The following is a 22,907-nucleotide window of genomic DNA, read 5'->3' as shown; positions in this document are numbered from 1 at the left end:
CGCTACATCAATTCCGCTGGCCCGAGCAATCGCTTGGTCAGCTCGGTAGGGTGTGACCCGTATCGCGCGAAGAGGAGGCCGTGAGGATGCGCCTGGGCGTCACGATGTTCGCCACCGACCTGACCATGGAGCCGCACGAGCTGGCGCGGGAGGCCGAGGACCGGGGCTTCGTCTCGCTCTACCTCCCCGAGCACACCCACATCCCCGTCTCGCGCGAGACCGCGCCGCCGACCGGCGCGGACCAGCTCCCCGAGGAGTACGCCCGCACGCTCGACCCGTTCGTCGCGCTCGCCGCCGCCGCCGTGGTCACCGAGCGGATCAGGCTCGGCACCGGCGTGTCCCTGCCCGCGCAGCGCGACCCGATCGTCACCGCCAAGGCCGTCGCGACGCTCGACCGGCTCTCCGGCGGGCGCGTCACGCTCGGCGTCGGCTTCGGCTGGAACCGGGAGGAGGCCGCCGACCACGGCGTCCCCTGGAAGCGGCGCCGGGCCGTGGCCCGCGAGCACGTCCTCGCGATGCGCGAGCTGTGGACGGCGGAGGAGTCCGAGTTCAAGGGCGAGTTCGTGGACCTGCCGCGCACCTGGTCCTGGCCCAAGCCGGCCGCCGCCCGCGTCCCGGTGCTCGTCGGCGGCGCCGCCGGGCCGACGCTGTTCGCGCACGTCGCCGAGTACGGGGACGGCTGGATGCCGATCGGCGGCGCCGGGATCCGCGAGGCGCTGCCCGCGCTGCGCGACGCGTGCGCCGCCGCCGGGCGCGAGCCGGTGCCGGTCGTCCCGTTCGGCACGCTGCCGTCCCGCGAGAAGCTCGACTACTACGCCTCGCTCGGCGTCGAGGAGGTCGTGCTGCGCGTGCCCGCCGCCGGGCGCGACGAGGTGCTGCCCGTCCTGGACGGCTACGCCCGCACTTACGGAGTCCCCGGCCGCTGACCGGCCCGTGTCCCCGCCTCGGGGCGCGCGCCGGCGGCTCCGGGTGGCGGTGCCCCGGAACGGTCACTACGGTTCTCTTGATCTCCTTCGGGAGAATCACCGGAACGTAACGCGAACCGGGCGCCGGACGACGGGGTGGCGCCGGGCGGGGAGGGCGGAACGTCATGCCTGCGGCCGAAGCACTGCGCCCTGAGGATCCCGAGCGGCTCGGGCCGTACCGGCTGGTCGGCCGGCTCGGCGACGGCGGCCAGGGCGTCGTCTACCTCGGGGAGGCCGAGGGCGGCGGCCCGGTCGCGGTCAAGCTGCTGCGCACCGGGCTCGGGAACGACCCCGAGGCCCGCGCGCGGTTCCTGCGCGAGCTGGAGACCGCCAAGCGCGTCGCGCAGTTCTGCACCGCCGCCGTCCTCGACGCGGACGTGGCGGGGGACCGCCCGTACATCGTCAGCGAGTTCGTCGACGGGCCGTCGCTGCACCGCGTCGTCACCGGCGACGGGCCGCGCGAGGGCGGCGCGCTCCAGCGGCTCGCGGTCGGGACGGCCACCGCGCTCGTCGCGATCCACCGGGTCGGCGTCGTGCACCGCGACTTCAAGCCGCACAACGTGCTGCTCGGACCGGACGGCCCGCGCGTCATCGACTTCGGCGTGGCCCGCGCGGCGGGCGGCGTCACCATCACCACCGGCGGCGTGATCGGCACGCCCGCCTACATGGCCCCGAGCAGCTCGCGGGCAAGCGGGCCGGACCGGCCGCCGACGTGTTCGCGTGGGCCTCGACGATGGTGTTCGCCTCGTGCGGCAGGCCGGCGTTCGGGGACGACACGATGCCCGCCGTGATCGCCCGGATCCTGCACGACGAGCCCGACCTCGGCGGGCTCACCGGCACGCTCCGCGACGTCGCCGCGCGCTGCCTCGCCAAGGACCCCGCCGAGCGCCCGTCCGCGTCCGCGCTGCTGGGCGTCCTGCTCGGCGAGGCCGACGCGGGCGGGCCCGTCCCGGCGGCCGGACCGGAGGCCGCGGCCGCGCAGGGCGCCGCGTACGCCGCGACGCTGGGCGCGGACGCCTGGGGCGGCGGCGCCGGCGGCATGGGCGGCGGCGCGCCGTCGGGGCCGTCCGGGACGCACGGCACGTGGGCGAACACGCCGCACCCCGCGCCGATGCCCGTACCTCCCGCGCCGCCCGCGCCGACCGGGCAGCCGCCCGCGCGGCGGACGTCGGGGATCGTCGCGGTGTGCGCGGCCGTGGTGGCGGTGGTCGCCGCGGCGGTCGTGACGGTGGTCGCGCTCAACGGGCGCGGCTCGTCCGGCGGGGCCGCCGCGCCGTCCGCGAGCCCGTCGCGGAGCGGCGCCGGGCCCGCGAGCAAGCCGGCGAACAGCGAGCGGCCGTCCCACAGCCCGACCCGCGAGGCGTCGGAGACGCCCGCGCCGCCGAGCGGGTTCCCCGTGTCGCACGCGGGCCGGTGGACGGGGCGGCTGCGGCAGAGCGACGGCAAGGCGATCACCGTCGTGCTCGACCTGCCCGCGGGCGGGCGGCAGGGCCGGATCAGCTACCCCGACGAGGGCTGCGGCGGCGTCGAGACGTTCGTCGGGAACGCGGGCGGCACGGTCACCGTGCGCGAGCGGATCACCGAGCGTCCCGACAAGTGCGTGGACACCGGCACGGTCACGCTCGTCCGGCACGGCGGGGCGCTCCAGTTCAGCTACACCGGCACCGAGGGCGGGCGGACGTGGGCCGTCGCCGGGCCGATGCGGCGCGCCGGCTAGCGCCGCGAACGTCCGCGGGCCGGGTCAGTCGAAGACGATGACCGAGCGGGCCACCGCGCCGGAGCGGACGTGGGCCACGGCCTCGTTGACGGCCTCCAGGGGGACGCGCTCGCTGACCAGGCCCTCCAGGTTGAGCCGGCCGCGGCGGTGCAGGTCGGCGAGCAGCGGCAGGTCGCGGGCCGGGGTGGCGTCGCCGCCCTGCGTGCCCATCAGCCGCCGCGAGCCGAAGAGCTGGCCCGCCGGGATCTCCAGGTTCGCGCCGGGCGCGGGGCTGCCGACCATGACCGTCGTCCCGCCCGGCTGCGTCGAGGCGAACGCCTTGGTCAGCACCTCGGGGACGCCCGTCACGTCGAACGCGTAGTCGGCGCCGCCCCGGACGATCTCGCCCACCTGCTTCGGCAGGTCGTCGGCGAGGACGGTGTGGGTCGCGCCGAACTCCTCGGCGAGCCGCAGCTTGGAGTCGACGACGTCGGCGGCGATGATCGTGGTGGCGCCCGCGAGCACCGCGCCCTGGAGCACGTTCAGGCCGACGCCGCCGCAGCCGACGACCAGCACGCTGGAGCCCGGCTCGACGCGCGCGGTGTTGAGCACGGCGCCGACGCCGGTGACGACGCCGCAGGCGGTGAGGGCGAGCAGGTCCAGCGCGGCGTCCTCGGCGACCTTGACGCACATCGCCTCGCGCACGACGACCTTCTCGGCGAACGAGCCGATGCCGATGTACGGACGGACGGCCTCGCCGCCGCTGCTCAGCCGGGTCGTGCCGTCGGCCGTCAGGCCCATGATCGCGGTCATCCGGGCCTTGCCGCCGCACAGGTGCGCGCGCCCGCGCGAGCAGTTGCGGCAGCGCCCGCACGGCCCGTTCATCGCGACGACGACGCGGTCGCCGGGCTTGACGGACGCGACGCCGGGGCCGACGGCCTCCACGGTGCCCGCGCTCTCGTGGCCGAGCACGCACGGCAGGTGCGTGACCACGGGGCTCTTGCCGTCGATGGCCTTCAGGTCCGAGCCGCAGACGCCGGACGCGGCCACCCGGACCAGCACCTCACCGGCGGCCGGGGCCGCGACCTCCACCTCGGCGATCTCCAGCGGGGCGCCGTACTCCCGCAGCAGCGCCGCTCGCATCACCGTGCTCGTCACGTCGTCGCTCACCTTCCGTCGGGTCCGCGCGGGCCCGTCCCGGCCACGCTAGCACCAAGCACTTGCTTGGTCGAGGGGACCGGCGTCCCAGGTCGGACCGTTGACAGGCTCTCCCCGGCGAACTTACCCTCCGGACCAAACGAGCGCTAGGTCACGACCTGGACCGCCGGCTCGACCGTTCCGATCGCCTGCATCCCCTCCGATCGCCCGTTCCGATCGTCCCGACGTCCGTCCCGACCGTCCTGACCGTGCTTGCCAACGTGCCTGGAGGCGCGCCCATGAACACGTCCACGCCCCCGCGCGGTATCGCGCTCGCCGCCGTCGCGACCGCCGCCCTCACCCTCGCCGGAGCCTGCGCGACCAGCAACGAGTCGTCCTCCGGCGGCGGCTCCGGCGGGGTCTCCGACGACTCGATCAAGGTCGGCGGGGTGCTCACCGAGACCAGCGCGACCGGCTACTCGACCGGCGGCGCCGAGCTCGGCGCGAAGGCCCGCTTCGACCGCGCCAACGCCGAGGGCGGGGTGCACGGGCGCAAGATCGAGTTCGTCGGCGCCGAGGACGACGGGATGACCCCGGACAAGGGCGCCGCGGCGGCCAAGAAGCTCGTCCAGAAGGAGAAGGTCTTCGCGCTCGTCCCGGTCAGCGCCCCGCAGTTCGGCGGCGCGGAGTTCCTGGAGCAGCAGAAGGTGCCGTGGCTCGGCTGGGCGACCGGGCCGTTCTGGTGCGGCAAGCGGAGCGCGTTCGGGTTCAACGGCTGCCTCGCGCCGAAGCCCGGCCAGCAGACGCAGACCTGGTGGGGCAACCAGGTCGCCGCGCAGCTCGGCGGCGCGAAGGGCAAGAAGGTCTGGATCCAGGCGACCGACTCGACGGCCAGCAAGTACGCCACGCAGACGATGTCCAAGTCGTTCACCGCCGCCGGGTTCTCGCTCGCCGGGACGTCGGCCGCCCTGCCCGCCCAGTCGCCGCCGCAGGACTGGTCCCCGTACGTCAACAAGATCATGAAGAGCGCGGGCGGGAAGGCGCCCGACGTGCTCGTGTCCACGATGGCGGGCGGCAAGTTCGCCACCGGCCTCTACACGGCGCTGAAGAAGGCGGGCTTCAAGGGCCTGATCACCGACGCCACGTCGTACGACCCGCACGTGCTGCGCGACCCGCAGACGGCGCGGGCCCTCGACGGCGTGTACGCGGCCCCGCAGTTCGAGCCGTACGAGTCCGACCTCCCCGAGGTGCGGACGATGAAGGCCGACCTCCAGAAGGCGGGCGGCGCGTCGGCGGTGCTCGACCAGCACGCCGCGACCGGGTACTGGTCGGCCGACGTCTTCCTGAAGATGGTCGAGAAGGCCGGCGAGGACCTCACCCGCGAGTCGTTCCTCAAGGCCGCCGAAGCGTTCGCGTACGAGAACAAGGGCTTCGGCCGCATCGCGTTCCCGTCCGGCAAGACCGCCTCCAACGGCTGCGGCTCCCTCGTGAGGCTGGAGCGCGGCGCGTTCACCGTCGCCCAGCACCTCAAGTGCTTCGACAACACCACCCTCTGAAGCGCCGCCCCCTGAGTCCTGCACGCACGCGGAGGTGACGTGTGTCCGAGCTACTTGGCTATGTCCTCAGCGGGCTGGTGACCGGAGCGATCTTCGCGCTGATGGCGTCGGGGCTGACGCTGTCGTACTCGGCCACCGGGGTCTTCAACTTCGCCCACGGCGCCGTGGGCTTCCTCACCGCGCTGCTGTTCTTCGAGCTGACCACCGGCCTCGGCTGGCCGGTCTGGGCGGCCGGGCCGCTCGCCGTCCTCGCCGTCGCGCCGCTGCTCGGCTACCTGCTGCACCGGCTGATGTTCCGCGGGCTCGCCGCGGCGGGCGAGACCGCGCAGATCGTCGCGACGATCGGCCTGACGATCGCGCTGCCCGCGCTCGGCCTGTGGGCCGTGGACGTGCTGGTCGACACGTTCGGCGCGGACCTGCCGAAGGTCACCGAGGGCGCGTCGGCGCGCGGCCTCGGCCCCCGGCCCGTGCACACCTGGCACCCGTTCGGCGGGATGAGCCTCGACTCCGACCAGCTCACCACGTTCGTCCTCGCCGTCCTCGCGGCGGGCGCGCTGTGGACGCTGCTGCGGCGCACCCCGCTCGGCCTGCGGATGCGCGCGACCGTGGACCGGCGCTCGCTCGCCGCGCTGCGCGGCGTGGACGCCGACGCCGCGTCCGCGCAGGCGTGGATGCTGAGCTCCGCGCTGGGCGGGCTCGCGGGCGTCCTCGCCGTCCCGGCGCTCGGGCTCGACTCCAACGCGTTCACCGTGCTGCTGTTCGCGTCGGCGACGGCGGCGGTGTTCGGACGGCTCCAGTCGATCCCCGTCACGTTCGCCGCCGGCCTCGGCCTCGGCGTCGTGCAGAACCTCGTCGCCGGGTACGCCGACTTCGCCGAGAAGGTCACCGGGTTCCGCACGGCCGTCCCCGCGATCCTGCTGTTCGGCGGGCTGCTCGTGCTCGGCCGGGCGCGCGGGCGCGCCGCCGGGTCGATCGCCGAGGACGCGCCGCCGCCCGACTACCTCGCCGACCTGCCGCGCTGGCGGCGGGCGCTGCCGTGGAGCGCCGGCGTGCTCGCGCTGCTCGTCTGGACGTTCACGATCGGCGACGACTACTGGGTGGGGCTCGTCGCGCAGGGCCTCGTGCTCGCCCTGATCTTCTGCTCGTTCGTGGTGGTCACCGGCATCGGCGGCATGGTCAACCTCGCGCAGGCGTCGTTCGCGGCGCTCGCCGCGCTGTCGGCGGGGCTGGCGTTCGACAAGGGGCTGCCGTTCCCGCTCGCCCTGCTGATCGGCGTGCTCGCCGCCGTCGCCGCCGGGATCCTCGTCGCGCTGCCCGCGCTGCGGCTCGGCGGGCGCGTCCTCGCGCTCGCCACGCTCGCGCTCGCGCTGCTGGCCGACCAGGTGCTGTTCCAGGTCGACGCGTTCAGCAACGGGACCGTCGGGTGGAAGCTGCCCGCGTTCTCGCTCGGCTTCGCCGACACCAACGACGCGCGCGTGCGGGTCGTCGTCCTGCTCGCGGTCATCGGGCTCGTCGCGCTGCTGATCCGCAACCTGGAGCGGTCCGCGTCCGGGCGCGCGATCCTCGCCGTGCGGTCCGCGCCGACCGCCGCGCAGTCGGTCGGCATCTCCGCGCCCCGCGCGAAGATCACCCTGTTCGCCCTCGCGTCCGGGATCGCCGGGCTCGGCGGCGTGCTGTACGCGACGTTCAACGGGCAGATCACCGCGACCGACCTGCCCGCGCTGACCGGGTTCGTGTGGCTCGCCGTCGTCGTGCTCCAGGGCGTGCGGCGCGTCGGCGGCGCCGTCCTCGGCGGCCTGGTCATGGCGCTGTTCCCCGAGGTGCTGGGCAACGTGACCGACTCGCAGTACGTCGGGATGATCCTGTTCGGGCTCGGCGGCGTCATCCTCGCCCGCCACCCGGACGGCGTCCTCGCGCAGTTCGCCGAGCGCCGCTACCGGAGGCGCAAGCGCGGCGAACGGCTCGCGGAGGCGCAGACGGCCGTCGCGGGCGCGGCGGTCGCCGCGGTCGCCGAGCGGCCGGAGCGGCCGGAGCGGCCGGAGACGCCCGACGCGGCCGGCGCCGTGCTGCGCCTCCAGGACGTCGTCGCCGGGTACGGGGACGCCACCGTCCTGCGCGGCGTGGACCTCGCCGTCCCGGCAGGGGAGGTCGTCGCGCTGCTCGGCCCGAACGGCGCGGGCAAGTCCACCGCGTGCGCGGTCGCGGGCGGCACGCTCGCCCCGACCGCCGGGCGCGTCCTGCTGGACGGGCGGGACGTCACGGCGTGGCCCGCGCACCGCCGCGCCCGCGCGGGCCTCTACCTCGCGCCCGAGGGGCGCGGCGTGTTCCCCGCGCTGACCGTCGAGGAGAACCTGACCGTCCGGCTCCCGTCCGCGCGGGACCGGGCCGAGGTGTACGACCGGCTGCCCCGCCTCGCCGAGCGCCGGAGCGTCGCGGCGGGGGCGCTGTCGGGCGGCGAGCAGCAGATCCTCGCGCTCGCGCCCGCGCTCGTCCGCCCGCCCCGGGTGCTCGTCGCGGACGAGCCGTCGCTCGGCCTCGCGCCGATGGTGGTGGAGCAGGTCTTCGAGCTGTTCGGCGAGCTGCGCGACCGGGGCGTCGCGCTGCTGGTGGTGGAGGAGAAGGCGAGCGAGGTGCTCGCCCTCGCCGACACCGTCGCGTTCATGGGGCCCGGCCGGATCATCTGGGCGGGCCCGCGTTCCGAGGTCGACGAGGAGAAGCTGACCTCGGCCTACCTGGGTCTGGCGGGAGTGGGTGACCAGTGATCGCGGTGGAGGACGTCGGCGTCCGGTTCGGCGGCGTGCACGCCCTGAGCGGCGTGAGCTTCGCGGTGGAGGAGGGCCGGACCTGCGGGGTGATCGGCCCGAACGGCGCGGGGAAGACCACGCTGTTCGACGTGGTGACGGGGCTGCGCCGCCCCACCACCGGGACCGTCCGCCTGCGCGGCGAGGACGTGACGGCGACCGGCGCGGTGCGGCGGGCGCGGCTCGGGGTGCGCCGCACGTTCCAGCGGCCCCAGGTGTTCGGGCGGCTCACCGTCCTGGAGAACGTCCTCGCCGCGGTCGAGTGGCGCGGCGGCGGGGGCGGCCTGCCCGCCGACCTGGTCGGCCTGCGCGCCCGGCGGCGGGCGGAGGCCGCGCGCCGCGAGCGCGCCGCCGAGGTCCTCGACCGGTGCGGCATCGGCGCGCTGTCCGGCGCGTACGCCGCCGACCTGCCCATCGGGCAGCGCCGCATGGTCGAGCTGGCCCGCGCCGTCGCCGACGAGCCGTCCGTGCTGCTGCTGGACGAGCCCACGTCCGGGCTGGACGGCGAGCAGTCCGAACGGTTCGCCTCCGTCGTGCGCGGCCTCGACGCGACCGTGCTGCTCGTCGAGCACGACGTCGGCTTCGTGATGGCGGCCTGCGAACGGATCGTCGTGCTGGACCTCGGCCGGGTCATCGCCGACGGCGAGCCCGCCGCGGTCCGCGAGGACCCCGCCGTCCGCGCCGCCTACCTCGGCTGACCCGCCCGCCCGGCGGTGCGCCGCCGGGCGGGCCGTGGCGCCGGACGCCGCGGAATGGTGAAATTCTCTGGTGCGGTGCGTGACGGAACGCATACTGAGGTCACCGGGCGCGGGCGGCGCCCGGGACACGGGCGGGAGGCGGCGCCATGGACGGTTCGCTGCGGTCCGGGGACGAGCTGCCCGAGGAACCGACGCCCCTCGTCGGCCGGGCCCGCGAGCTGGCCGAGGTGCGCGCCGCGCTCGCCGGCGCGCGGCTGGTCACGCTGACCGGTCCCGGCGGCGTCGGCAAGACCCGCGTCGCGCTGCGCGCGGCCCGCGACCTCGCCGGGACGTTCCGCGACGGCGTCCGGATGGTCGAGCTGTCGGGCGTCCGCGACGGGGCGCTTCTCGCCGACACCGTCGCCGGGGCGCTCGGGCTGCGCGACGCGCTGCCCGTACCGACGATCGACCTGCTGGTGGAGTGCCTGCGCGACCAGCGGTTCCTGCTCGTCCTGGACACCTGCGAGCACCTGGTCGGCGACTGCGGCGCGTTCGTCACCACCGTGCTGCGCGGCTGCCCCGGCGTGCGGGTGCTGGTCACCAGCAGGCAGCCGCTCGGCCTCGCCGGCGAGCACGTCCTGCCGCTCCCGCCGCTCGCGGTGACCCCCGAGGCGGACGGGGCGGCGGTCGAGCTGTTCGCGGCGCGCGCCCGCGAGGCCGTGCCCGGCTTCGAGCTGACCGGCGCCGACCGCGACCTGGCCGTGCTGCTGTGCGGCCGCCTCGACGGCGTCCCGCTCGCGATCGAGCTGGCCGCCGTCCGGCTGCGCACGATGCCGCTCGAACGGCTCCTGCGGCGGCTGGACGACATGTTCCGGCTGCTCGCCGACGGGCCGTCCGAGGTCTCCCGGCACCGCGCGCTGCGCACCGCGATCGGCTGGAGCCACGAGCTGTGCGAGCCGCGCGAGCGGCTGCTGTGGGCGCGCCTGTCGGTGTTCGCCGGCGGGTTCGACCGGGTCATGGCCGTGGCCGTCTGCGCCGACGAACGGCTCGCCCGCGGCGCCGTGGGGGAGTGCCTGCGCGGGCTGGAGGAGAAGTCCATCGTGCAGCGGACCGACGACCGCTACGCCATGCTCGACACGATCCGCGAGTACGGCGCGGCCTGGCTGAACGAGGTCGAACCCGTCCGCCCCCTGCGCGCCCGGCACCGCGACCACCTCGCGCGGATCGCGTCCCGCGCCGCCGCGGCCTGGCTGACCGACGACCAGGAGCGCTGGACGCGCCGCCTCGACGCCGAGCGCGACAACGTCCGCCTCGCCCTCGACTACTGCTTCTCCGTGCCCGGCGAGGAGCGCGCCGGGCTGCGGCTCGCCGCGGACCTGTGGAGCTCGTGGCTGTGCCGGTCGCGGTTCGGCGAGGGCCGCTACTGGCTCGACCGGGGCCTCGCCGCCGTGCCCGCGGACGCCCCCGAACGCGCCGACGCCCTGTGGCGCAACGCGTACCTGCGCACCAACCAGGGCGACTCGCCGAGCGCCCTGCCGCTGCTCGCCGAGGCGCTGAAGCTGACCGAGCGCGACGGCGACGAGGTCGGCTACGCCCGCACCCAGCGCACCCTCGGCACCGCCGCCACGTTCATGGGCGACGGCGACCGCGCCGGGCGCTGCTTCGATGAGGCGCTGGAGATCCTGCGGCGCCGCGGCCTGCGCGCCGACCTCATCCTGCTGCGCGTGCTGCGCGGCTTCCACTGCGCCCGCTTCGGCGAGCCCGCCGCCGCGCTCGCCGAGTGCGACGAGGCGTTCCGGCTGCTGGAGGACGCGCCCGCCGAGGGCTGGGTGCGGGCGTGGGGCGGCTACGTCAAGGCCCTGGCCCACTGGTTCGCGGGCGACGTGGAACGGTGCGCCGCCGAGCTGCGCACCGGCCTCGAACTGTTCCGCCGCGTGGAGGACCCGGTCGGCCTGACCAACGGGTTCGAGCTGCTCGCATGGGTGTTCGCCGCCCAGCGCCGCTACGCCGACGGCGCGACCCTGCTCGGCGCCGCGGCCCGCTTCCCGGCCCAGGTCGGCCTGCCCCGGCTCGGCGACAGCGCCCTGGAGTCGGTGCACGAGCGCCTCGCGGGGCAGGCCCGCGAGGCGCTCGGCGACGACGCGTTCGCCCGCCACCACGAGCGCGGCATGGCGCTCACCCTGGACGAGACCGTCCGCTTCGCCTGGGACGACCGACCCTGACGTCCGGGCCCCCGCGCGCAGCGTCCTAGAATCCAGTTCGGCTCTAGGAGGCTGGATGACGACGCGCGTCTACCGGACGGACGAACGCCACCTGCTCGGCGAGGGCGAGGTGGCGGACCGGGCCGGTCTCGCCGCCGCCGTCCGCGAGCTGATCGAGGCCGCCGTGCTGACCGCCGCGCCGCCCGCCGACGTGCGGGCCGCGACCGCCGAGGTCGAGGCGGCCACCGCCCGCCTGCGCACCGCGCGGCACGACCTGCCGCCGCTCGCCCCGCCGGAGGCCGGCGGGATGGCGCGCCAGCTCGCCAACCCGGTCGGCGGCGCCCTCAACCCGATCGCGCCGCCGGTCGCCATCGCCGTCCTGCCGGACGGGACGGCGCGCGCGGAGTTCACGCTGAGCGCCGTCCACGAGGGGCCGCCGTCGTTCGTCCACGGCGGCGTGTCGGCCATGATCCTCGACCAGCTCCTCGGCGTCGCCGCCCTCGCCAACGGGACGCCCGGCATGACCGCCAGGCTCGACTTGCGCTACCGCCGCCCGACGCCGTTCGGCGTGCCGCTCGTCGCGGAGGGCAAGGCGTCGGGCTCGGAGGGCCGCAAGACGTTCGCCGAGGCCAGGATCACCGGTCCGGACGGACGCGTCACGGTCGAGGCGACGGCGATGTTCGTCATGCCCGTCCGCTGACCCGCCCGGCTGGACGCGGGCGCTATCGCCATGCGGGGTCGCGGCCGGAGAGGGCGATCGCGCGCTCGAACGCCGAGGCCCCGTCGGGGACCGGCACGGGATCGGCGAACCCGTCGTACTCCCGGTAGGTGGCGCCGTGCCGCTCCACGACGTCCAGGACCAGCGCGCCCAGCGCCTCCGACGCGCGGAAGTCCTGGCCCGTGGCGCGTGCCACGTCCCATCCGTGCACGGCCATCTCCTTGACGACGACCGAGGCGAGCTCCGGGGCGGGCATCGCCATGAACCCGAGGTCGATGTCGCCCTGCCAGACGCCCGGCTCCGCCCACGCCGCGACCGCCCGGTCCAGCCGCTCCGCGTACGTCTCGGCCCACCCGTCCTCGCCCGCGTGGTCCCGTTCGAGCACCACCTCGGGGAGGGGGACGCGGCGCGCCCGGCACTCCAGCCCGTACGAGGTGAACGTGACCCAGTGGTTCACCAGCGCGCGGACGTCGAACTCCGCGCAGGGGGTGCGGTCGCCGAGGCGGTCGGGCGTGACGCCGCGCGCCACCCGGGCCGCCTCCGCCGCGCACTCGTTCATGAGTTTGTGCAGGTCTTCCATGCCTTCGACCCTAGGGACGGCGCCGGCGCCCGCTCTTGAACAAACGCGCCAGATAGCCTGGGGCCCATGGATGCGCGCCCGCCGAGGGGCGTCCTGTACCCGGACGAGCACGCCCCTCGCGTGGAGACCTCGGGGCGGGCGCCCGACCCGCCCTCGCCGTTCGTCGAGCTGTACTGGCACGTCCGCTGGCGCGTCGGGGCGCCGTACGACTCCAAGGTGCTCTCCTACCCCAACGTCCACCTCGTGTTCGAGGAGCCCGCGCCCCTCGTCTACGGGCCCGTGCGGGGGCTGTTCGTGCGGCGGCTGGAGGGCGAGGGGCAGGTGCTGGGCGTCAAGTTCCGGCCGGGCGCGTTCCGCTCGTTCACCACCGGGCCGGTCGCGGAGCTGGCCGACCGCCGCGTCCCCGCCGAGACGTTCCTCGGCCCGGGGGTGGCCGAGGCCGGGCGCGCCGTCCTCGCCGCCGCGTCCCTCCAGGAGATGATCGCGGCGGCGGAGCGGTTCCTGCTGCCGCTCCTCCCCGCGGCCCCGGACCCGGCGGCCGTGGAGGCCGCCGGGATGGTCGACCGCCTGATGGCCGACCCGGGGCTGCTGCGCGTCGACCAGGCCGCCCGCGAGTTCGGCGTCTCGGTGCGCACCCTCCAGCGCCTCTTCGCCGACCACGTCGGAACGAGCCCGAAGTGGGTGCTGCGCCGCGCCCGCCTCCACGAGGCCGCGTCCCGCGCCGACTCCGGCGCGCCGGTCGACTGGGCGCGCCTCGCCACCGACCTCGGCTACGCCGACCAGTCCCACCTCACGAGGGACTTCACCGCCACGGTCGGCGTCCCCCCGGCCGCCTACTCCCGCTCCTGACCCGCGCCTTCCCTCCCGTCGGTTCGCTCCGTTCGCTCCGTTCGCTCGGTGCCGTGTGTTCCGAGGACGGCCCAGACGCACTTGCCGCCGTCGGCGGGCCCCCACCCCCACACGTCCGCGAGCGCCTCGACGATGACGAGCCCCGGCCGCAGCCGCCCGTCGGGTCGTCGCCGCGCGGAACTGGCGGCTCGGGGCTGTCGTCCCAGACCTCCAGGGTGATCCGCCCGGCGTCCCCGGCGCGGACGGTCATCACCACGGAGCGCGCGCAGCGGACGGCGTTGGTCACCAGCTCGCTCGCGACGAGCGCCGCGTCGTCCGCGAGGTGGGAGGCGTCCCACTCGGCGAGCGCGGCCTTGAGCAGCTCCCGGGCGACGCGCACCGCCGCGTCGGCGGGACGCAGCGCGAGGCTGTAGTAGGGCCGGTCCAGGACGTCCGGGTTCAGGCGCATCGTTCCGCTCCTCGGCAGCTCTCGGCTCCACCCACTCCGCGGCGAAGCTAACACATATGTCATATGAAGGTTCGGGAATCGTGCGGACGGGGCCCGGCGGGGACGGCGCGCCGCCGATATGGTCGCCAAGGCCGGAGTTCATCTAGCGGACGGTGGGAGGGCCGGTGGGCTTGGAACGGCCCAGAGCGCGCTATCGGCAGGTGGCCGACGAACTGCGCGAGGCGATCGTGCGCGGCGACGTCCGGCCCGGTCACGCCCTGCCGAGCCAGCCCGAGCTGGCGCGCAGGTACGGGCTCAACCAGACGTCCATCAACCGCGCGATCGCGCTGCTGGAGGCCGAGGGCTACATCCGCACCGAGCACGGGCGCGGCTCGTTCGTGCTGGAGGCGCCCGCGGCCCGGCGCGTCAGGCGCGTCCCGGCCCGGGGCGACGGGTCCGGCAGCGCGTTCGCCGACGAGATGCGCGAGGCGGGCATCGCCCCTCGGACGGAGCTGGTGCGGGTCGAGGCCGCCGACGCGCCGCCCGCCGTCGCGGAGTGCCTCGGCATCCCTCCCGGCGACGGCGTCCTGCTGCGCGAGCGCCACATGTTCGCCGACGAGCGCCCGGTGCAGATGGCGACCTCGTACATCCCGCTCTCGGTCGCCGGCGGCGTCGAACTCGCCCACCCGGACGCCGAGCCCGCGGGGATCTACCGGCGGCTCGCCGAGCGCGGCCACCGGGTCGTCCGGTTCTCGGAGGACATCGAGGCGCGGCGCCCGCTGGCCGACGAGCTGGAGTTCCTGCGCATCAGCCGTTCGCAGTACGTGCTGGAGGTGCGGCGGGTGGCACGCGGCGAGGGCGGCGAGGCGCTGGAGGTCGCCTTCAACGTGTTCCCGAGCCACCTGTGGCGGCTCTCGTACGAGTGGGCCGCCGGGGACGCCGGCTGACGCGCGCCCGAGGGGCGCGGCGCGGGGCTGCGCGGGCGCGGCGCGGGTCAGGTGAACTGGTGGCCCGCGTTGACGTCGATGGTGGCGCCGGTGGTGGCGGCCGAGTGGTCCGAGGCGAGCCAGAGCACGGCGCGGGCGACGTCCTCCTCGGTGGCGATGCGGCGCAGGGCCATGGCGTTGACGTCGCGGGCGAGGATCTCCTCGTACGGGACGCCCTCGGCGGCGGCGCGGGCGCGCATCCAGTCGTCCAGGACGTCGCTGGCGATCCAGCCGGGCGCGACGCAGTTGACGCGGACGCCCGAGGGCCCCAGCTCGTCGGCGAGGCAGTGCGAGAGCAGGTGGACGCCGGCCTTCCCCGCGGCGTAGTCGCTGCGGCCCGCGTAGCCCGTACGGCTGGACATCGAGGTCAGGTTGACGATGGAGCCGTGGCCCGCGGCGACCATGTGCGGGGCGAAGTGGCGGCAGGCCAGGAGCGTGCCGTACGTCGCGATCTCGACGGTCCTGCGCCACTGCTCCAGGTACGCGGCGTCCATGTCGAGGACGTTCCTGCGGTGCGTGCCGGGGAACGCGGCGTTGACCAGGACGTCCACGCGCCCGAAGCGGCCGACGGTCCGCTCGGCCAGCGCCTCCACCTCGGCGGGGACGAGACGTCCGTCGGGACGGGGAGGGCCTCGCGGCGCTCGGCCCTGACCAGGGCCGCCGTCTCGGCGAGCGGCTCGGGGCTGCGGGCGGCGAGGACCACGTGCGCGCCCTCGCGGGCGAGGAGCACGGCGAGGGTGCGGCCGAGGCCGGGGCCCGCGCCGGCGATGACGGCGACGCGGTCGCGGAGCAACATGCGCCGGAGTTTAGCAAGCGGTTGCTTGGTCACGTCGGCCGCTCCCCGCCCGCGCCGACCGCCCTTGCCGCGGGGGAACGGGCGCGCTAGCGTACCAAGCGATCGCTAGGTTGGTTTCCTTCCGGAGGTCGTGTGGATCTCACCTTCTCCCCGCGGCGGCGGGCGTTCCGCGCCGAGGTGCGCGCCTGGCTCGCCGAGCACGTGCCCGCCGCGCCCCTGCCCTCGATGGACACCGCCGAGGGCTTCGAACGCCACCGGGCCTGGGAGCGCGAGCTCGCGGACGCCCGGCTCGCCGCGGTGTCGTGGCCGCGGGAGTACGGCGGGCGCGGCGCCGACCTGATCGACTGGCTGATCTTCGAGGAGGAGTACTGGGCGTCCGGCGCGCCCGGCCGGGTGAGCCAGAACGGGATCTTCCTGCTGGCCCCCACCCTCATGGCGTACGGCACGCCGGAGCAGAAGGCCCGCCACCTGCCGCGCATGGTCCGCGCCGACGACGTGTGGGCGCAGGCGTGGTCGGAGCCCGAGGCGGGCAGCGACCTCGCCGCCCTGCGCGCCACCGCGGCGCCCGACCCCTCCGGCGACGGCGGCTGGCGGCTGAACGGCCAGAAGACCTGGAGCTCGCGCGCCGCGTACGCCGACTGGTGCTTCGGCCTGTTCCGCACCGACCCGGACTCCGAACGGCACCGCGGCCTCACCTACTTCATGCTGCCGCTGGACAGCGAGGGCGTGACGGTGCGGCCCATCGCGCAGCTCGACGGCGAGCACGGCTTCGCCGAGATCTTCTTCGACGACGTGCGCGTCCCGCCGGACGGCGTCCTCGGCGGGATCGGGCAGGGCTGGAAGGTCGCGATGGCGACCACCAGCTCCGAGCGCGGCCTCACCCTGCGCAGCCCCGGGCGGTTCATGGCGACCGCCGACCGGCTCCTGGACCTGGCGCGCGGCAGCGCCGACCCGTCCCTGCGCGACGCCGCCGTCCAGGCGTGGACCGACAGCGAGGCGTACCGGCTGCACACCTTCCGCGCCGCCGCCCGCCTCGCCGAGGGCGTCGAGCTCGGCGCCGACTCCAGCCTGATGAAGGTGTTCTGGTCGGAGCTGGACCTGCGCATGCACGAGCTGGCCCTCGACCTGCTCGGCCCCGGCGCGCCCGTCGCCGGGCCCTGGCTGGACGGGTACCTGTTCGCGCTCGCCGGGCCGATCTACGCCGGGACCAACGAGATCCAGCGCAACATCATCGCCGAGCGCGTCCTGGGGCTGCCGAGATGAGGTTCTCCTTCAACGAAGACCAGTGGCTCCTGGCCGAGACGGTCCGCGAGGTGCTCGACAAGACCTGCCCGCCGGACGCGGTCCGCGCGGCCGCCCGCGCCGACGCCTCCGCGCGCCCCGGCCCGGCGTGGCGCGCCCTCGCCGACGTCGGGCTCCTCGGCGCGCACCTGCCCGAGGAGCGCGGCGGGCTCGGGCTGACGCCGCTCGACACCGTCCTCGCGTACGAGGAGACCGGCTGGTTCGCGGTGCCCGGACCACTGGTCGAGACGGCCGTCGCGGCGCCCCTGCTCGTCCCCGCCGAGCACCACGAGCGGATCGCCGAGGGCACGCTCATCGTGTCCGCGCGCCCCGCCGGGTCCCCGTACCTGCCCGACGCCGACCTCGCCGGCCTCGTCGTCGCGGGCGCGACCGTCGCGCCGCGCGAGAGCGTCACGCTCACCCCGCGCGCGTCGGTGGACGCGACCCGCCGCCTGTTCACCGACGACCTGCCCGCCCCGAACGAGTCCGCCCCGCACACCGGGTCGATCCCGGCGGACGGCGGGCCGGCGGGGGAGGCGGCGGGGAGCGCGGCGTTCGAACGCGCGGCCCTCGCCACCGCCGCGCAGCTCGTCGGGCTCGGCCGGCGGCTGCGCGAGGAGGCCGTCGGGTACGCGCGGCAGCGGCGCCAGTTCGGCAAGGTCATCGGGTCGTTCCAGGCGGTCAAGCACCGGCTCGCCGACGTGGCCGTCGCGCTGGAGTTCGCCGCGCCGCTCGTCTACCGCGCCGCGTACTCCGCCACGCACGACGCGCCCACCGCCCGCCGGGACGTGTCGGCGGCGAAGACGGCCGCGAGCCGCGCCGCGCACCTCGCCGCCCGTACGGCGCTCCAGGTCCACGGCGCGATCGGCTACACCGACGAGCTGCACCTCGGGCTGTGGCTCAACCGGGTCGTCGCGCTCCGCGCCGCGTGGGGCGACGACGGGCCGCACCGCGCCCGCCTGCGCGCCGCCCTCCTGGACGGCCCCGGCCCGCAGCCCCCCGCCTCCCGTGACCCCGTTCCGACCGAGCCCGTTCCGGAGGAGGATCGGATGACCATCACCCTCGCCAGCGACGTCGGCGGCACGTTCACCGACGTGGTGCTGACCGGCGCGGACGGGCGGATCCGGGTCGCCAAGACGCTCACCACGCCGGACGACCCGGCGGACGGGCTGATGCGGGGCGTCGAGCAGGTCCTCGCCGCGTCGGGCACGGCGCCCGGCGAGGTCGGGCGGTTCGTGCACGCCACGACGCTCGCCACCAACGTGATCCTCGAACGGACCGGCGTGCCCGTCGCGTTCGTCACGACCGAGGGGTTCCGGTCGATGCTCGCGCTCGGGCGGCAGGCCCGGGTGGAGGAGGAGCGGTACGACCTGGCGTACGAGCAGCCGGACCCGCCCGTCCCGCTCACCCGCACGTTCGCCGTCCCCGAGCGGATCGCCGCGAACGGCGCCGTGCTCACCCCGCTCGACGAGGACGCCGCCGCGCGCGTCGCGGACGAGATCGCCGCGCTCGGGTCTCCGCCGTCGCGATCTGCCTGCTCCACTCCTACGTCAACCCCGCGCACGAGGAACGCCTCGCGGAGATCGTCGCCGCCCGCCTCCCGGACGGCGTGCCCGTCGTCGTGTCGTCCGCCGTGTGGCCGGAGCTCGGCGAGTACGAGCGCGCGACGACCACGCTGATGTCGGCGTACGTCGGCCCGGTCATGGCCGCCTACCTGCGGCGGCTCGGCGAGCGCCTGCGCGGCCTCGGCGTCACCGCGCCCGTCCGGGTGATGGAGTCGGCGGGCGGCGTGCTGCCCGCCGCGCTCGCCGCGTCCCGCGCCGTCTACACGATCGAGTCCGGCCCCGCCGCCGGGGTGATCGCCGCCGCGCGGCAGGGCGCGCGGCGCGGCCTCGCCGACCTGATCTCGTTCGACATGGGCGGGACGACCGCGAAGGCCGGGCTGGTGCGCGGCGGGCGCCCCGGCATCACGCACGAGTTCCAGGTCGGCGGCAAGGGCAGCTTCGGCGGCCGCCGCCCCGGCACCGGCGTGCCGATCAAGGTGCCCGCGATCGACCTGGCCGAGGTCGGCTCCGGCGGCGGCTCGATCGCCTGGACCGACGGCGGGACGCTCCGCGTCGGCCCCCGCTCGGCGGGCGCGGACCCCGGCCCGGCCTGCTACGGGCGCGGCGGCGAGCTGCCCACCGTCACCGACGCGAACCTCGTCCTCGGCTACCTCGACCCCGGCGGGTTCGGCGAGCTGCGCCTGTCGCCCGAACGCGCGCGCGAGGCCGTCGAACGGCACGTCGCCGCGCCCCTCGGCGTCGGCGTGGTCGAGGCCGCCGCCGCCATCCACGACATCGCGAACGCGCAGATGGGCGCCGCCGTGCACGTGGTGACCGTCCGCCGCGGCATCGACCCGCGCGGGTTCACCCTCGTCGCGCTCGGCGGCGCCGCGCCCACCCACGTCGCCCGGCTCGCCGAGCGGTTCGGCATCGCGCGCGTGCTCGTCCCGCCGCGCGCCGGCGTCGGGTCGGCGGTCGGGCTCCTGCACGCCGACCTCGCCATCGAACGGGCCCGGACCTTCCTCGCGCCCGCGGCCACCCTCGTGTCCTGCTCGGCGAGCCGCGACGCGCTCGGCGAGCTCGGCGACGCCCTCGCCGACCTCGAACGCGCCGCCCGCTCCGACCTGTCGGTCGCCCCGGACGACGCGCCGCAGGTCGTACGGTCGATCGGGATCCGGTTCGTCGGGCAGGCGCACGCGTTCACGGTCGAGCTGCCCGCCGGGCCGGTCACGCCGGAGACCGTCCAGCGCGCCACCGAGGAGTTCTACAAGCGCTACAACGAGTCGTACGGCATCGACCTGCGCGACCCGGTCGAGCTCACCACCGCGCGCGTGCGCGTCGTCCTGCCGTCCTCCCCGGACGACGTCCCCGCCGCCGGGCACCGTCCGTCGACGGACCCGCCGGGCACGCGCCGCGTCTGGCTGGACGGCTCGTTCCGCGACGTGCCCGTACGGACCCGCGAGAGCTGCGCGCCCGGCGAGGTCCTCGCCGGGCCCTGCGTCGTCACCGAACCCCAGTGCTCGCTGCTCGTCCCGCCCGGCTGGCACGGCGCCGTGGACGAGCACGGCGCGCTGCTCCTCGAAGGAGGCTCATGGCCCGCGACGTGACCGCCCCCGGCCCGGACGCGGGCGGCGACGACACGACCGCCGCCCTCACCGCCGAGATCCTGCGCAACGCGCTGTGCGTCGCGGCGGAGGAGGCCAGCATCGTCGTGGTCCGCTCCGCTTACTCGACGTTCATCGTGGAGGGCGCCGACGCCGCCGCCGCGATCCTCGACGCGCGCGGGCGGCTGGTCGCGCACTCGCTCTCGACCGCGCTGATCCAGTGCGCCAGCCTGCGCAGCGGCCTGCCGTACGTCCTGAAGGCGTACCCGGCCGAGACGATGGCGCCCGGCGACGTGTTCGTGCTGAACGACGTCTACCAGGGCGGCATCCACGCCAACGACCTCCTGGTCTTCCGCCCCGTCTTCGTGGACGGCGCGCCCGCCTACTTCACCGGGACGCTCATCCACGTCGCCGACCTGTCCGGCCTGTCGGCGGGCGGCATGGCGTCGGACGCGACCGACATCTTCCTCGAAGGCGTCCAGCTCCCGCCCGTCCGCATCGCCACCGCGGACGGCCTGGTGGACGACCTCGTCCGCGTCCTCGCCGCCAACAGCCGCACCCCCGGCAAGCTCGTCGGCGACCTGCGCGCGCTCATCGCGGGCGCGAACGTCGCGGCGCGGCGGCTTGAGGAGATCATCGAGTCGCACACCCCGGACGGCCTCGCGCGCGGCGTCGAGGACTACCTCGCCCACACCGAGCGCCGCATGCGCGAGGGCCTCGCCGCGCTCCCGCCGGGCACGCACCGCGGCGAGTACCGGCTCGACGACGGCCACACCGTCCGCGTCGCGGTCACCGCCGACGGCGACGGCGGCCTCGCCGTGGACTTCGACGGCACCGACGAGCAGGTCCCGCTGCCGATCAACTCCGGCTTCTCCCAGACGCACGGCGGCGTCATGTACGCCGTCCGCTGCTTCGTCGACCCGTCCCTGCCCATGAACGAGGGCTGCTTCGCGCCGGTGGACGTCCGCATGCCGCGCGGGACGCTGGTGCACTGCACGCCCCCGTTCCCCGGCGGGGGCCGCTTCGGCACGGTCGCCGCGGCGGAGGAGGCCATCTTCGCCGCCGTCACGGGCGCGTTCACCGAAGGACGGCGGGGCGTCGCGGCGTCCGGCATCCTCCAGGCGTTCAGCATCAGCGGCGTACGGAAGCCGTGGCTGCACATGTCGTTCGACCTCGGCGGCGCGGGAGCCCGCGAGGACCGCGACGGCGCCGACGCGACGGGCGCCCTCTTCGGCGGCGGCCGGAACATCATCCCCCAGGCCGAGCCCATCGAGGCCCGCCTCCCCGTCCGCGTCGAGGAGGTCTCCCTCATCCCCGGCTCCGGCGGCGCCGGACGCCACCGCGGCGGCCTCGGCACCCGCACCGTCATCCGGATGCTGGAGGACGCGCGCGTCGACACCCGCGGCGACCGCCTCCTGCGCCCCCCGCCCGGCGCGGCGGGCGGCGGACCGGGCCGCGCCGGCGGCTACTACCGCGAACGCCCGGACGGCACCCGCGAGCCCCTCGGCACCAAGGCCACCCGCCAGCCGCTCGCCGCCGGGGACGCCCTGGTGGTCGAGACGTCCGGAGGCGGCGGCTACGGCGACCCCGCCGACCGCGCCCCCGAGGCGGCCGCCCGCGACCGGGCCGACGGCCGCACGACGGCCCCTTCCCCCGACCCTTCTCCCGATGCGAATCCGAATCCCGAGCCGGAGGCGATGGCGTGAAGTTCGGAGTGCCGCTGGGGCTCGTCCACCCCGCGATCTGGCGCGACCTCGCCGTGGACGCCGACCGCCTCGGGTTCGAGTCGGTGTGGCTGCCCGAGCACCTGGTCTTCGCGACCGACCTGTCCACGGCCCGGTACCCGGGCACGGAAGAGCCGGGCATCCGCCCCTCGACCCCGCTGTTCGACGCGCCCGCCTACCTGTGCGCGCTCGCCGCCGTGACCGAACGGGTCCGGCTCGGCACCGCCGTGTACCTGTTCGGGCTGCGGCACCCGTTCGTCGCGGCCCGCGCGTTCGCGACGCTCGACCAGATCTCCGGCGGGCGCGCGATCGCCGGCGTCGGCGCGGGCTGGTACGAGGGGGAGTGGATCGCCGCCGGGGTCGACTTCGCCACCCGCGGACCCCGCCTGAACGAGGCGATCGAGGTCGCGCGCCGCCTCTGGACCGAGGACGCCGTCGAGCACCGCGGCGCGTTCTTCTCCTTCCCCGAGGTCGCGTTCGAGCCGAAGCCCGTGCAGGCGCGGCTGCCCGTCGTCGCGGGCGGCGAGTCGAAGGCCGCGCTGCGCCGCGCCGCGACGCTGTGCGACGGCTGGATCAGCATGCCGCAGACCCTCGACCGCGTCCGCCCGCGGCTCGACCTGCTCCGCCGCTACCGCGAGGAGGCCGGGCGCGCGGACGAGCCGTTCGAGATCACCGTGCACGCCTACGAGCTGTCCGGCCCCGACGAGATCGACGACTGGGAGCGCCTCGGCGTCGACCGCCTGATCGTCCGCCCCTGGACCCGTACCCGCGAGGCCGCGGAACGCCTCGCCGCCTTCGCCGCCGACCACGCCCTGACGTCCACCGCGAAGCCGCTCTAGTACTCGTAGACGCGGACGGCCGGAGCGCGCTGGTACCAGGTCGCGATGACCGAGCTGGTGTGCTCGTCGCCCAGGAAGTCGACGCGCAGCCAGCCGTCCGCCTCGGTCACCCGCGTCTCGTAACCCGGGTTGGGCGTCGCCGACACGAGCCGCACGCGCCCGTTCACGATCGCCAGGGCGGCGCGCCCGCCGCGCGTCGCGTAGCTGCGCACGTTGGCCGGGGAACGCGACGGCTGCGGCTTCGGCCGCGTCCGCGTCGGAGCCGGGACGGGCGCGGTGGTCGCCGCCGACTGGTCGCCCTCGGACGGGACCGGACGCGCCGTCGGCGACCCCACGCTCCGCGACGGCGGCGGCATCGACGGGCTGCCGTGGATCACCGGCCCGCCGATCGGCGGCGGGGTCTCCCGGTCGGACACCGCGCCGCGCACGACGTCGCGCACGCCGAGCCATGAGAGCGCCACCGCGAGCGCGGTCGCCGCCGCCCAGGGCGCAACATAAGACATCGCGCGACGCATGGGCACATGGT

At 76.0% G+C, this 22,907-nt stretch carries 19 protein-coding genes and 1 pseudogene; 15 read left to right on the top strand and 5 right to left on the bottom strand.

Features of this window, described 5'->3' with window-relative positions:
- The first annotated feature begins 86 nt into the window (after positions 1 to 86).
- The 3 genes from GEV43_RS03970 (at position 87) to GEV43_RS03960 (ending at position 2,682) form a co-directional block, all read left to right on the top strand.
- Positions 87 to 926 carry an LLM class F420-dependent oxidoreductase gene (locus tag GEV43_RS03970; RefSeq protein ID WP_160824284.1) on the top strand — a complete coding sequence of 280 codons (840 nt, stop codon included), beginning with the start codon at positions 87 to 89 and terminating at the stop codon, positions 924 to 926.
- A gap of 164 nt (positions 927 to 1,090) precedes the next feature.
- On the top strand, positions 1,091 to 1,756 hold the full coding sequence (locus GEV43_RS03965; protein WP_160819523.1) for a serine/threonine-protein kinase: 666 nt from the start codon (positions 1,091 to 1,093) through the stop codon (positions 1,754 to 1,756).
- Complete coding sequence (locus GEV43_RS03960; protein ID WP_160819522.1) at positions 1,753 to 2,682, top strand: hypothetical protein; 930 nt, start codon at positions 1,753 to 1,755, stop codon at positions 2,680 to 2,682. The genes GEV43_RS03965 and GEV43_RS03960 overlap by 4 nt, the downstream gene beginning before the upstream one ends.
- A gap of 24 nt (positions 2,683 to 2,706) precedes the next feature.
- Here the strand turns inward: GEV43_RS03960 and GEV43_RS03955 are convergent, their stop codons facing one another.
- The gene (locus GEV43_RS03955) at positions 2,707 to 3,804 is read right to left on the bottom strand and encodes an alcohol dehydrogenase catalytic domain-containing protein (protein WP_160824283.1); all 1,098 of its coding nucleotides are present in this window, start codon (positions 3,802 to 3,804) and stop codon (positions 2,707 to 2,709) included.
- A 293-nt stretch (positions 3,805 to 4,097) separates the two neighbouring features.
- Here GEV43_RS03955 and GEV43_RS03950 point away from each other — a divergent pair, with 293 nt between their 5' ends.
- From GEV43_RS03950 to GEV43_RS03930, 5 genes are all read left to right on the top strand, one after another.
- Entirely contained in the window at positions 4,098 to 5,354 is a 1,257-nt protein-coding gene (locus GEV43_RS03950) for an ABC transporter substrate-binding protein (RefSeq protein ID WP_160819521.1), read from the top strand.
- Between the two features lie 41 nt (positions 5,355 to 5,395).
- On the top strand, positions 5,396 to 8,116 hold the full coding sequence (locus GEV43_RS03945) for an ATP-binding cassette domain-containing protein (protein WP_160819520.1): 2,721 nt from the start codon (positions 5,396 to 5,398) through the stop codon (positions 8,114 to 8,116).
- Positions 8,113 to 8,853 carry an ABC transporter ATP-binding protein gene (locus GEV43_RS03940; RefSeq protein ID WP_160819519.1) on the top strand — a complete coding sequence of 247 codons (741 nt, stop codon included), beginning with the start codon at positions 8,113 to 8,115 and terminating at the stop codon, positions 8,851 to 8,853. The genes GEV43_RS03945 and GEV43_RS03940 overlap by 4 nt, the downstream gene beginning before the upstream one ends.
- Before the next feature lie 146 nt (positions 8,854 to 8,999).
- Positions 9,000 to 11,054 (top strand): tetratricopeptide repeat protein, encoded by a 2,055-nt coding sequence (locus GEV43_RS03935; protein WP_160819518.1) that lies wholly within the window; start codon positions 9,000 to 9,002, stop codon positions 11,052 to 11,054.
- Between the two features lie 55 nt (positions 11,055 to 11,109).
- Positions 11,110 to 11,733: a PaaI family thioesterase gene (locus tag GEV43_RS03930; protein ID WP_160819517.1), complete on the top strand. Its 624-nt coding sequence runs from the start codon at positions 11,110 to 11,112 to the stop codon at positions 11,731 to 11,733.
- A gap of 22 nt (positions 11,734 to 11,755) precedes the next feature.
- On the opposite strand, the gene GEV43_RS03925 is transcribed toward GEV43_RS03930, so the two are convergent.
- Positions 11,756 to 12,331 carry a TIGR03086 family metal-binding protein gene (locus GEV43_RS03925; RefSeq protein WP_160819516.1) on the bottom strand — a complete coding sequence of 192 codons (576 nt, stop codon included), beginning with the start codon at positions 12,329 to 12,331 and terminating at the stop codon, positions 11,756 to 11,758.
- A 66-nt stretch (positions 12,332 to 12,397) separates the two neighbouring features.
- Here GEV43_RS03925 and GEV43_RS03920 point away from each other — a divergent pair, with 66 nt between their 5' ends.
- On the top strand, positions 12,398 to 13,180 hold the full coding sequence (locus GEV43_RS03920) for an AraC family transcriptional regulator (protein WP_160819515.1): 783 nt from the start codon (positions 12,398 to 12,400) through the stop codon (positions 13,178 to 13,180).
- On the opposite strand, the gene GEV43_RS03915 is transcribed toward GEV43_RS03920, so the two are convergent.
- Entirely contained in the window at positions 13,134 to 13,628 is a 495-nt protein-coding gene (locus GEV43_RS03915) for an ATP-binding protein (RefSeq protein WP_175249973.1), read from the bottom strand. The genes GEV43_RS03920 and GEV43_RS03915 overlap by 47 nt on opposite strands.
- A 200-nt stretch (positions 13,629 to 13,828) precedes the next feature.
- On the opposite strand from GEV43_RS03915, the gene GEV43_RS03910 reads away from it, so the two are divergent.
- The gene (locus GEV43_RS03910) at positions 13,829 to 14,554 is read left to right on the top strand and encodes a GntR family transcriptional regulator (RefSeq protein ID WP_160819514.1); all 726 of its coding nucleotides are present in this window, start codon (positions 13,829 to 13,831) and stop codon (positions 14,552 to 14,554) included.
- Between the two features lie 47 nt (positions 14,555 to 14,601).
- On the opposite strand, the pseudogene GEV43_RS03905 reads toward GEV43_RS03910, so the two are convergent.
- A pseudogene (locus GEV43_RS03905) lies at positions 14,602 to 15,389 on the bottom strand (SDR family NAD(P)-dependent oxidoreductase).
- 132 nt (positions 15,390 to 15,521) lie between these two features.
- Between GEV43_RS03905 and GEV43_RS03895 the strand changes: the two are divergent.
- The 5 genes from GEV43_RS03895 to GEV43_RS03875 are packed head-to-tail and all read left to right on the top strand — an operon-like array spanning position 15,522 to position 22,381.
- On the top strand, positions 15,522 to 16,652 hold the full coding sequence (locus tag GEV43_RS03895) for an acyl-CoA dehydrogenase family protein (RefSeq protein WP_160819511.1): 1,131 nt from the start codon (positions 15,522 to 15,524) through the stop codon (positions 16,650 to 16,652).
- Positions 16,649 to 18,349 (top strand): hydantoinase/oxoprolinase N-terminal domain-containing protein, encoded by a 1,701-nt coding sequence (locus tag GEV43_RS49370; protein WP_241682772.1) that lies wholly within the window; start codon positions 16,649 to 16,651, stop codon positions 18,347 to 18,349. The genes GEV43_RS03895 and GEV43_RS49370 overlap by 4 nt, the downstream gene beginning before the upstream one ends.
- Positions 18,280 to 19,821 carry a hydantoinase/oxoprolinase family protein gene (locus GEV43_RS03885; protein ID WP_309239437.1) on the top strand — a complete coding sequence of 514 codons (1,542 nt, stop codon included), beginning with the start codon at positions 18,280 to 18,282 and terminating at the stop codon, positions 19,819 to 19,821. The genes GEV43_RS49370 and GEV43_RS03885 overlap by 70 nt, the downstream gene beginning before the upstream one ends.
- A complete protein-coding gene (locus GEV43_RS03880) occupies positions 19,806 to 21,524 on the top strand; it encodes a hydantoinase B/oxoprolinase family protein (RefSeq protein ID WP_160819510.1) in 1,719 nt (572 codons plus the stop codon). Before GEV43_RS03885 ends, GEV43_RS03880 begins: the two co-directional genes overlap by 16 nt.
- The gene (locus tag GEV43_RS03875; protein ID WP_160819509.1) at positions 21,521 to 22,381 is read left to right on the top strand and encodes a TIGR03619 family F420-dependent LLM class oxidoreductase; all 861 of its coding nucleotides are present in this window, start codon (positions 21,521 to 21,523) and stop codon (positions 22,379 to 22,381) included. Before GEV43_RS03880 ends, GEV43_RS03875 begins: the two co-directional genes overlap by 4 nt.
- Here GEV43_RS03875 and GEV43_RS03870 read toward each other — a convergent pair.
- Positions 22,378 to 22,896 carry a hypothetical protein gene (locus GEV43_RS03870; protein ID WP_175249972.1) on the bottom strand — a complete coding sequence of 173 codons (519 nt, stop codon included), beginning with the start codon at positions 22,894 to 22,896 and terminating at the stop codon, positions 22,378 to 22,380. The two genes, GEV43_RS03875 and GEV43_RS03870, sit on opposite strands and share 4 nt — an antisense overlap.
- Positions 22,897 to 22,907 lie beyond the last annotated feature (11 nt).

This window comes from Actinomadura sp. J1-007 (assembly GCF_009793335.1).
Classification (GTDB): Bacteria; Actinomycetota; Actinomycetes; order Streptosporangiales; family Streptosporangiaceae; genus Spirillospora; species Spirillospora yumaensis.
Note: the sequence above shows the minus strand (reverse complement) of the source record. Positions and strands in the feature narration are given on the sequence as shown.

What these genes read in the sequence shown, in the direction of transcription:
- GEV43_RS03880 (WP_160819510.1), top strand. Translation starts at nt 19,806, where the DNA reads ATGGCCCGCGACGTGACCGCCCCCGGCCCGGACGCGGGCGGCGACGAC.
- GEV43_RS03955 (WP_160824283.1), bottom strand. Translation starts at nt 3,804, where the DNA reads ATGCGAGCGGCGCTGCTGCGGGAGTACGGCGCCCCGCTGGAGATCGCC.
- GEV43_RS03970 (WP_160824284.1), top strand. Translation starts at nt 87, where the DNA reads ATGCGCCTGGGCGTCACGATGTTCGCCACCGACCTGACCATGGAGCCG.
- GEV43_RS03935 (WP_160819518.1), top strand. Translation starts at nt 9,000, where the DNA reads ATGGACGGTTCGCTGCGGTCCGGGGACGAGCTGCCCGAGGAACCGACG.
- GEV43_RS03950 (WP_160819521.1), top strand. Translation starts at nt 4,098, where the DNA reads ATGAACACGTCCACGCCCCCGCGCGGTATCGCGCTCGCCGCCGTCGCG.
- GEV43_RS03870 (WP_175249972.1), bottom strand. Translation starts at nt 22,896, where the DNA reads ATGCGTCGCGCGATGTCTTATGTTGCGCCCTGGGCGGCGGCGACCGCG.
- GEV43_RS03915 (WP_175249973.1), bottom strand. Translation starts at nt 13,628, where the DNA reads ATGCGCCTGAACCCGGACGTCCTGGACCGGCCCTACTACAGCCTCGCG.
- GEV43_RS03965 (WP_160819523.1), top strand. Translation starts at nt 1,091, where the DNA reads ATGCCTGCGGCCGAAGCACTGCGCCCTGAGGATCCCGAGCGGCTCGGG.
- GEV43_RS03930 (WP_160819517.1), top strand. Translation starts at nt 11,110, where the DNA reads ATGACGACGCGCGTCTACCGGACGGACGAACGCCACCTGCTCGGCGAG.
- GEV43_RS03920 (WP_160819515.1), top strand. Translation starts at nt 12,398, where the DNA reads ATGGATGCGCGCCCGCCGAGGGGCGTCCTGTACCCGGACGAGCACGCC.
- GEV43_RS03925 (WP_160819516.1), bottom strand. Translation starts at nt 12,331, where the DNA reads ATGGAAGACCTGCACAAACTCATGAACGAGTGCGCGGCGGAGGCGGCC.
- GEV43_RS49370 (WP_241682772.1), top strand. Translation starts at nt 16,649, where the DNA reads ATGAGGTTCTCCTTCAACGAAGACCAGTGGCTCCTGGCCGAGACGGTC.